Source organism: Kitasatospora sp. NPDC036755, assembly GCF_040636595.1.
Lineage (GTDB): Bacteria > Actinomycetota > Actinomycetes > Streptomycetales > Streptomycetaceae > Kitasatospora.
The window spans coordinates 1-6,735 of sequence record NZ_JBEZUT010000405.1; the positions used below are offsets into that span (position 1 = coordinate 1).

Genomic DNA, 6,735 nt, shown 5'->3' on the forward strand with positions numbered 1-6,735 from the left:
GCGGGCGTTGGACCCCGCGGGGGCCGCCCCGCCGGCCGCCCGGCCGTCGCGGCGAGCCGCCGCCACGGCGCTCGCGCGTCGGACGGCTGCCGGCGGTCGCGTCAGCCGCGCGTCATCCGGGCCCGGACGAACAGGGCGAGGCAGGTGACGCCGGCGATCACGCAGACGAGGATTCCGCCGCTGAGCAGGTACAGCTGACCGTCGCTGAGACCGGGGACGTCGTGGCTGAGGCCGATGCCGCCGGGGTCGGTGACCGTCCTGTCCGGATGGCCCACGATGACGAGGACCATCGCGACGGCCGCGGCCAGGCAGGCCGCGCCCGCGGCGAGCAGCCAGCCCGCCGCCTTCTGCAGCCACTCGTCACCGGTGAGCCGGCTCGCGTGCGGGCAGTTCCCGAGCACCGCGAGGCCCAGCGAGCCGTGCCGCTGGGCCAGCCCGTCCACCCGGATCCGCCGGCCGTCGGTGAGGCGGAGCACGCACCGGTAGCCGCTGCCAAGCTGCCGGCCGAGGCCGGTCTCCCGCTCGGCGGTCCGGATGGTGATCGCGGTGACCTGCTCCCAGGCGACGACCGTGGGCCCGCGCCGGGAGCCGTGGACCAGACCGTGCTCGCGGACCTCGAAGTACTCCTTCGGTCCGCCGCGTACGGCCCGGAGGGCCTGGATCACCCCGATGTAGAGTCCGGCCAGGCCGAGGCCGATGAGCACGCCCACCGCCTTGTTGGCCCCGGTCGATCCCTCGTCGCCGACGGCGGACGCTCCCCACAGGCCCAACCAGCCCACCGGGACGCCGATGCCCAGGGCCCAGGAGGCGTTCACCCACCGCTTGCCGTTGGCCACCGGATGCCTGCTGGTGACGGCGCCGAGCTCGTCGGGCCGGTGTGCGTTGTCGATCATCCGTCAAGCTTAGGATGTGTCTCGAATCGCCTCAAGTGGCGTTGTTCGGCGCGCACTTGACGGTGGACCGATCGTCCTTCCGTGCTCGCGTGGGACGACGTGGACCTTCGGGAACGAACGGTGCGCGTGGCCGCCGGCAGGCGGCCGGAGCCGCCGGCACGGCCGCGGTGCGCGCTCAGAGCTGCGCGGCGATCGTCACCAGCAGGGCCGCCAGGCCGACGGCCAGCCAGGCGATGTAGTCGCCCAGGAGGCCGGAGTGCAGGCGGCGCAGCGGCAGGACGAGGGCGCGGTGGAGGCCGCCGGTGCCGCGCCTGGGGTCCCGGCGGACGGTCAGCAGGATCAGCAGCGGGGTGATCGCGCTGCCGACGCCGAGCTGGGAGAGCGCGACGTCGGGGGCCTGGAGCACGGTGAAGAGCAGTGCGAGGCTCAGCCCGAGCAGGGCGAGGACGGCGGCCTGCCGGACGGGGTCGCGGGTGAGCGCGGCCGTGGTGGCGGTGACGCCGGTGAGCAGCAGGGTGATGACGGTCAGGGCGTCGGTCATCGGCCGGTCTCCGAGCGGCGGGTGGCCCGGGCGACGGCCATGGTGGTGACGGTGCCGCCGGTGGCCACCAGCAGGCCGATCACCAGGAGCTTGACCGCCGCCCGGCCGGGCCCGGTGTCCACGGCGAGGGCGAGCGCGACCAGCGGGGCACCGAGCAGCGCGGCGGGGGAGAGGGCGTGCAGGCGCAGGTACCGGCCGGGGAGTACGGAGAGCGCGGCGGCGGAGAGCAGCAGCGCGGCGGTGCCCGCCCAGAGCAGCGCCAGGGCCACGGCGTGCCGGCCCATCAGCGCTCCTCCCCGGCGAGGAAGCGGGTGAACACCAGGGTCCCGGCGGGCGCCAGTACGGCGAGGTCGAGCGCCAGGTCGGTGTAGGAGGGTCGGCCGAAGCCCTGGGCGAGCAGCAGTAGGACGACGGGGGTCACCACCGCGGCGAGGTTCAGTCCGGCCAGGCGCCGCCGGGTCGCGCCGGACAGCCCGAGCAGCAGGCACGGGGCGATCCCGCCGACGGCCAGGACGGCCGCCGCCAGCAGCCAGGCGTTCACTCGGACGCCTCCGTCAACGCGCTTTCCAGGGAGGAGGGTTCATGGCCGAGGGCGTGCACGAGCAGGGTCTGGCCGTCGACGTCCACGACGTAGGCGCCGGGGGTGGAGGACAGCAGGGCGGCCGCCCAGGCGGGCCCGGTGCCGGGTGCGAGCCGGACGGCCCGGAAGCCGGAGCCGCGGTGGCGCGGGGAGACGACGGCGAGCGCCAGCCGGCCGGTGTCGGCCAGCAGCGTCCGAGGGAGGGCCAGGAGCGCCGGGCCGATGCGGGCCGCACCTCCCGGGGTAGCGCCGGAGACGCGCCGCACGGCCACCGCGCCGAGCGCCCCGAGAACGGCGATGCCGCCGCCCACGGTCACCTCGAGCGGTGTCACCGAGCTGATGAATACGATGTTCAGCAGGAGCAACAGCCCCCACCAGAGCAGGAGTTCGGCCACCGTCCGCATCCCGCCACCCCCGTCCGGCCGTCAGGATCGCGCCGCTGGTGCGGCGAGCGGCCCCAGGTGTACCCCCCGGGGGTGACGGCGTCCCGCGCGCAACGCCGTCGCGCGCGGGATCGCCGTGGCGGACCACCCGTTCGCCCGAGCGCGGGACCGGAACCTCCGATGATCGGTCCGGGGCCGCAAGACACGCTTCTAGTCGGGCGGTTCGTGGGGTTCCGGTTCGTGGGCCGGCTCGGTCGACTCGTCCTCCGGTCCCTCCTCCTCGGGGGGAGGAACCGGAGGCGCGCCCTCACCGGTCATCCGGGACTCGGGGGTCTCCACCGGCACCGGGGGGTCCTTCGGGACGGGCTGGTCCTGGTCGCTCACCGTGTTCAGTCCTTTCCGACGTCCTTGATCTTCTCGGCGGCCTGCTTCAGGTCGCTCTTGACCTGCTTGCCGCGGCCCTCGGCCTCCATCGCGCGGTCGCCCGTCGCCCGTCCGACGGCCTCCTTGGCCTTGCCGTGAGCCTTCTCGGCGGCGTTGCGCAGCTTGTCGTCGGCGCCCATGGGGTGACTCCTCTCGTTTCGAGGCGTTTCGTGTGCTGTGCCGCGCTTGCCCGGTGACGGCCGTTCCATGCCACGCGGCCGGACATCGGGCATCGGACAGCGGGATGCCGCGTGTGAAGGACCGGCGTCACCGCCGCCGGGCGAGCGAACCCGCGGCGGCACCGAGCAGCGCCGCACCGCCGACGGCGAGCAGGCCGTGGTGCCGGGAGGCCCACAGCTGCGCGCTGCGCTCCCGGGCCTCGTCGTCGAAGCGGCCGTGCGCGCCGTGGTCGACGGAAGCGTCCGAGGGCGTCCACAGGTTGGCGAGGTCCTCCGCCCGCCCGGGGCCGTCCTCCTGCTGGGCGTCGATGCCGGTGCGGGCGAGGTAGCGGTCGAGCAGGCCGGGCGCGAGCGCGTTGGCGACCAGGGTGGCGACGGTGCTGCCGCCCACCCAGTACTCCCGCCGCCCGGGGTGGTCCGCCGCGAACAAGACGGCGCGGGCGGCGAGTTCGGGCTGGTACACGGGCGCGACGGGCCGGGCGCGGCCGCGCAGCCGGTTGAGCACCCAGTCGAACTGCGGGGTGTTGACGGCGGGCATCTGGACCATCGTCACCCGCACCGCCGTGCCACTGGCCGGCAGTTCGCAGCGCAGGGCCTCGTGCCACCCCTGGATGGCGTGCTTGGCGCCGCTGTAGGCGGTCTGCAACGGGATGCCCCGGTAGGCGATCGCCGAGCCGACCTGCACGACCGTGCCGTGGTCGCGCGGCAGCATCCGGCGCAGCGCGGCACGGGTGGCGTTGACGTACCCGAGGTACGTGACGTCGGTGACCCGGCGGAACTCGGCCGGGCTGATCTCGGTGAAGGGCGCGAAGACCGAGGCGAAGGCGTCGTTGACCCAGACGTCGATCGGCCCGAACGCGGCCTCGGCGCGGTCGGCGACGGCCTCGCAGGCCTCCGGGTCGGCCACGTCGGCCAGGACGGTGCGCACCGGCGAGCCGGCGGCCCGGGCCTCGGCCGGGGCGGCGCGCAGTCCGGCCGGGCCCCGGGCGACCAGCACCAGCCGGTCGCCCCCGGTGGCGAAGGCGCCGACGCAGGCCCGGCCGATTCCGGCGGTCGCGCCGGTGATGACGACGGTGCGTGGTTCCGAACGGGTGCGGATCCTCATGACGGGCGTCTGGCCCGGCCGTCCCCGCTGAAACCCGAGGGGTGCGCGCCCCGGCCGGGGCCGTCCTCCGGCGGCCCGTCGCACCGTCCGTCGCGCCGGTGCAGGTGCCGCAGGGGGATCAGCAGCCAGCAGGACACGAACCAGAACATGACCGCCCCGGTGATCCAGCCGGAGAGCGCCGGTCCGATCGCCGTCCGCAGCAGGAGCAGCAGGGCGGAGCCGATGGTCAGCGCGAGCAGCAGCAGGCCGATGGCCACCAGTCTGGCCGCCGCATCGACGAGCTGGGGCTTCAGCCGGTGGCCGGCGAAGATCCGGTGGTAGGCGACCGGGGCCGCCAGTGAGCCGGTCGCCAGTGCTCCGAGGACGACGGTGACCACGTACAGCCCCCGGTCGAAGCCGCCGAGCTGGGCGAAGCGCGGCATGAAGACGACGCTCAGCAGGAACCCGAACAGCACCTGGGAGCCGGTCTGGGCGACCCGCACCTCCTGGAGCAGGTCGGTCCAGCGCCGGTCCGCCCGTTCGTCGGGCGACTCCCGGCGGCCGGTCCGGTGACCGGGGACAGGGCGGTCGGGACCGGTGTCCGGTGCCGCCACGGTGACCACCTCCGCCTGCTGCTCCTGCGCGGCCGCCGCCCCGGCGGCATGTCGCGGCCGGCCGCCGCTCCGCTCGGCGCGAAGGCGCGGGTACCCGGACGAATCGCAGAAAAACGGATGAAACACGAATTTCGTGTCGTGTGTGGGGTAGGAGGTCCGTGCAGCGGCCGTCGAGCGATCCGGCCGCTCCGGCACCGTTCGCGGTGTCACCGGGGCCGCGCTTGAAGAAGCCGGGCACAGGTCCTGGGAAGAAGCCCACGTGCGAGCGCCGCTCGCACGGATGCAGGGCGTCCACCCCGCTACCCAGGAGAAGTCCCGTGTCCGTCCACCTGGAACCAGTCCGTCGTGACGCCGTCGAGACGGCTCCGGACCCGCCGTCCGAGCCGTCCGAGCTGTCCGAGCCGTCCGAGCCGTCTGATCTCCCGCCGAGGCCGACGCCGGCCGAGCTGCGCCGGATGGGGAAGACCGAGGCCCGCGAACTGAGCGACGCGCTGTTCGACCGGCTGGCCGCGCTGGCCCGCGAGTCCCACGCCTACAGCTACGTCCGCGGCACGATCATCGAGCTCAACATGCCGCTGGTGCGCTTCATCGCCGCCCGCTTCCGCCACCGCGCCGAGGACATGGAGGACATCCTCCAGGTCGGCACGATCGGCCTGATCAAGGCCGTCGACGGCTACGATCCCGGGCGAGGCGTCGAGTTCGTCACCTACGCCATCCCCACCATCACCGGCGAGATCAAACGGTTCTTCCGCGACACCTCCTGGCCGGTGCGGGTCCCGCGCAGCATGCAGGAGGTCTACCTCTGCGTCGCCCGGGGCTCCGACCGCCTGGAACAGGAGCTCGGCCGCCTCCCACGGCCCGAGGAGATCGCCGAGGAGCTCCACCTCACCGTCGAACAGGCCACCGAGGGCCTGATAGCGGGCCGGGTCTGCCGCCCCAACTCCCTGGACGCGCTGCGTGAGCGGGACACCGACGAGAGCGGCAGCTCCTTGTTGGACCGGCTCGGTGACTGCGATCCCGGCATCGAACTCGCCGACTTCCGGATCGCCGTGCGCCCGCTGCTGGCCCGGCTGCCCGAACGCGAGCAGACCGTCCTCAAACTGCGGTTCTGGGACGGCTGGACGCAGTCCCGGATCGCCGAGCGGATCGGCGTCTCCCAGATGCACGTCTCCCGGCTGCTCAGCTCCACGCTGGCCTGGCTGCGGGAGGAACTGGAGGACCACGACGCCACCGGCTGGACCGACGAACCGCAGGAGTCCGACTGACTTTCCCCCGGTGCCGTGTTTCCGGCCCCCCGGAGTCGAAGAACCCCTCCTGCTCCTGGCCGATCTGGTCGGCGTACACCTCGTCGAACCCGGCGCCGACGTAGGCGCGCAGCTGGTTGGCGTGCTCCTGCGGATCGTCGCCGCAGACCACCGAGCGGGCCACCATCTCCTCGGTCACCAGTTCGGTGGCCTGCTCGAAGTGGCGGGGCGTGGGCAGCACCTGGGCGAGTTCGCCGGGCAGCAGCTCCGTCCGCCAGAGCCGGTGGACGGTCTTGACCGCCCGCTCACGCTCCTCCGACCAGCACACCTTCATTTCCGCCGTGGCCGCCGCCTGCGCCGTCACGGCGGGGTGGAGTCGCACCGTCGGGCAGGTGACCAGGGTGGTCACCGGCAGCCGGACGGCCTGCGACAGCGCGCCGATCACACCCCAGACGAAGGGGGCGTTGCCCTGGGCGTCGTTCCACGGGTGGAAGTGGTCGGAGATCGCCAGCCGGGTGAAGCCGGCCCGCTCCGCCAGCCGCGCCTGCTCGACCAGCTGGGCGGGGGTGAACTCCTCGCAGGACAGGAAGTAGCCGAACGCGGTCATGGCAGCCTCGCATCGTCGCAGGGTCTTCGTCGCCGGGTCTTCGCCGGAGCGGCTTTCCGGGGCGGGCGTCGCGAAACCTCCGCGATCCGCGATCCGCGATCCGCGATCCGCGATCCGCGATCCGCGATCCGCGATCCGCGATCCGCGATCCGCGGGCCGCGGGCCGTCCGCCGCTCGCGGGGCGGCC

The 6,735-nt window shown here is 74.0% G+C and carries 11 protein-coding genes; 1 reads left to right on the forward strand and 10 read right to left on the reverse strand.

Annotation, left to right across the window (positions count from 1 at the left end; all coding sequences use genetic code 11):
* Positions 1–101: 101 nt before the first annotated feature.
* From AB0E96_RS36415 to AB0E96_RS36455, 9 genes are all read right to left on the reverse strand, one after another.
* Entirely contained in the window at positions 102–893 is a 792-nt protein-coding gene (locus AB0E96_RS36415) for a hypothetical protein (protein WP_359830334.1), read from the reverse strand.
* Positions 894–1,068: 175 nt separating this feature from the next.
* Positions 1,069–1,434 (reverse strand): hydrogenase subunit MbhD domain-containing protein, encoded by a 366-nt coding sequence (locus AB0E96_RS36420; protein ID WP_359830336.1) that lies wholly within the window; start codon positions 1,432–1,434, stop codon positions 1,069–1,071.
* Complete coding sequence (locus tag AB0E96_RS36425) at positions 1,431–1,718, reverse strand: monovalent cation/H(+) antiporter subunit G (RefSeq protein WP_359830338.1); 288 nt, start codon at positions 1,716–1,718, stop codon at positions 1,431–1,433. Before AB0E96_RS36425 ends, AB0E96_RS36420 begins: the two co-directional genes overlap by 4 nt.
* A complete protein-coding gene (locus AB0E96_RS36430; protein ID WP_359830340.1) occupies positions 1,718–1,975 on the reverse strand; it encodes a monovalent cation/H+ antiporter complex subunit F in 258 nt (85 codons plus the stop codon). Before AB0E96_RS36430 ends, AB0E96_RS36425 begins: the two co-directional genes overlap by 1 nt.
* The gene (locus tag AB0E96_RS36435) at positions 1,972–2,418 is read right to left on the reverse strand and encodes a hypothetical protein (protein ID WP_359830342.1); all 447 of its coding nucleotides are present in this window, start codon (positions 2,416–2,418) and stop codon (positions 1,972–1,974) included. The genes AB0E96_RS36430 and AB0E96_RS36435 overlap by 4 nt, the downstream gene beginning before the upstream one ends.
* A gap of 189 nt (positions 2,419–2,607) precedes the next feature.
* A complete protein-coding gene (locus AB0E96_RS36440; protein ID WP_359830344.1) occupies positions 2,608–2,781 on the reverse strand; it encodes a hypothetical protein in 174 nt (57 codons plus the stop codon).
* 5 nt (positions 2,782–2,786) lie between these two features.
* Positions 2,787–2,960 carry a CsbD family protein gene (locus AB0E96_RS36445; protein ID WP_359830347.1) on the reverse strand — a complete coding sequence of 58 codons (174 nt, stop codon included), beginning with the start codon at positions 2,958–2,960 and terminating at the stop codon, positions 2,787–2,789.
* A gap of 127 nt (positions 2,961–3,087) precedes the next feature.
* A complete protein-coding gene (locus AB0E96_RS36450; RefSeq protein WP_359830349.1) occupies positions 3,088–4,104 on the reverse strand; it encodes an SDR family oxidoreductase in 1,017 nt (338 codons plus the stop codon).
* On the reverse strand, positions 4,101–4,697 hold the full coding sequence (locus AB0E96_RS36455; RefSeq protein WP_359830351.1) for a DUF6328 family protein: 597 nt from the start codon (positions 4,695–4,697) through the stop codon (positions 4,101–4,103). Before AB0E96_RS36455 ends, AB0E96_RS36450 begins: the two co-directional genes overlap by 4 nt.
* A 317-nt stretch (positions 4,698–5,014) precedes the next feature.
* On the opposite strand from AB0E96_RS36455, the gene AB0E96_RS36460 reads away from it, so the two are divergent.
* The gene (locus tag AB0E96_RS36460; protein WP_359830352.1) at positions 5,015–5,962 is read left to right on the forward strand and encodes a SigB/SigF/SigG family RNA polymerase sigma factor; all 948 of its coding nucleotides are present in this window, start codon (positions 5,015–5,017) and stop codon (positions 5,960–5,962) included.
* On the opposite strand, the gene AB0E96_RS36465 is transcribed toward AB0E96_RS36460, so the two are convergent.
* The gene (locus tag AB0E96_RS36465) at positions 5,877–6,548 is read right to left on the reverse strand and encodes an LLM class flavin-dependent oxidoreductase (protein ID WP_359830354.1); all 672 of its coding nucleotides are present in this window, start codon (positions 6,546–6,548) and stop codon (positions 5,877–5,879) included. The genes AB0E96_RS36460 and AB0E96_RS36465 overlap by 86 nt on opposite strands.
* Between the last annotated feature and the right edge of the window lie 187 nt (positions 6,549–6,735).

Coding starts and splice junctions, on each gene's coding strand:
- AB0E96_RS36415 (WP_359830334.1), bottom strand. CDS start 893: ATGATCGACAACGCACACCGGCCCGACGAGCTCGGCGCCGTCACCAGC.
- AB0E96_RS36420 (WP_359830336.1), bottom strand. CDS start 1,434: ATGACCGACGCCCTGACCGTCATCACCCTGCTGCTCACCGGCGTCACC.
- AB0E96_RS36425 (WP_359830338.1), bottom strand. CDS start 1,718: ATGGGCCGGCACGCCGTGGCCCTGGCGCTGCTCTGGGCGGGCACCGCC.
- AB0E96_RS36435 (WP_359830342.1), bottom strand. CDS start 2,418: ATGCGGACGGTGGCCGAACTCCTGCTCTGGTGGGGGCTGTTGCTCCTG.
- AB0E96_RS36445 (WP_359830347.1), bottom strand. CDS start 2,960: ATGGGCGCCGACGACAAGCTGCGCAACGCCGCCGAGAAGGCTCACGGC.
- AB0E96_RS36450 (WP_359830349.1), bottom strand. CDS start 4,104: ATGAGGATCCGCACCCGTTCGGAACCACGCACCGTCGTCATCACCGGC.
- AB0E96_RS36465 (WP_359830354.1), bottom strand. CDS start 6,548: ATGACCGCGTTCGGCTACTTCCTGTCCTGCGAGGAGTTCACCCCCGCC.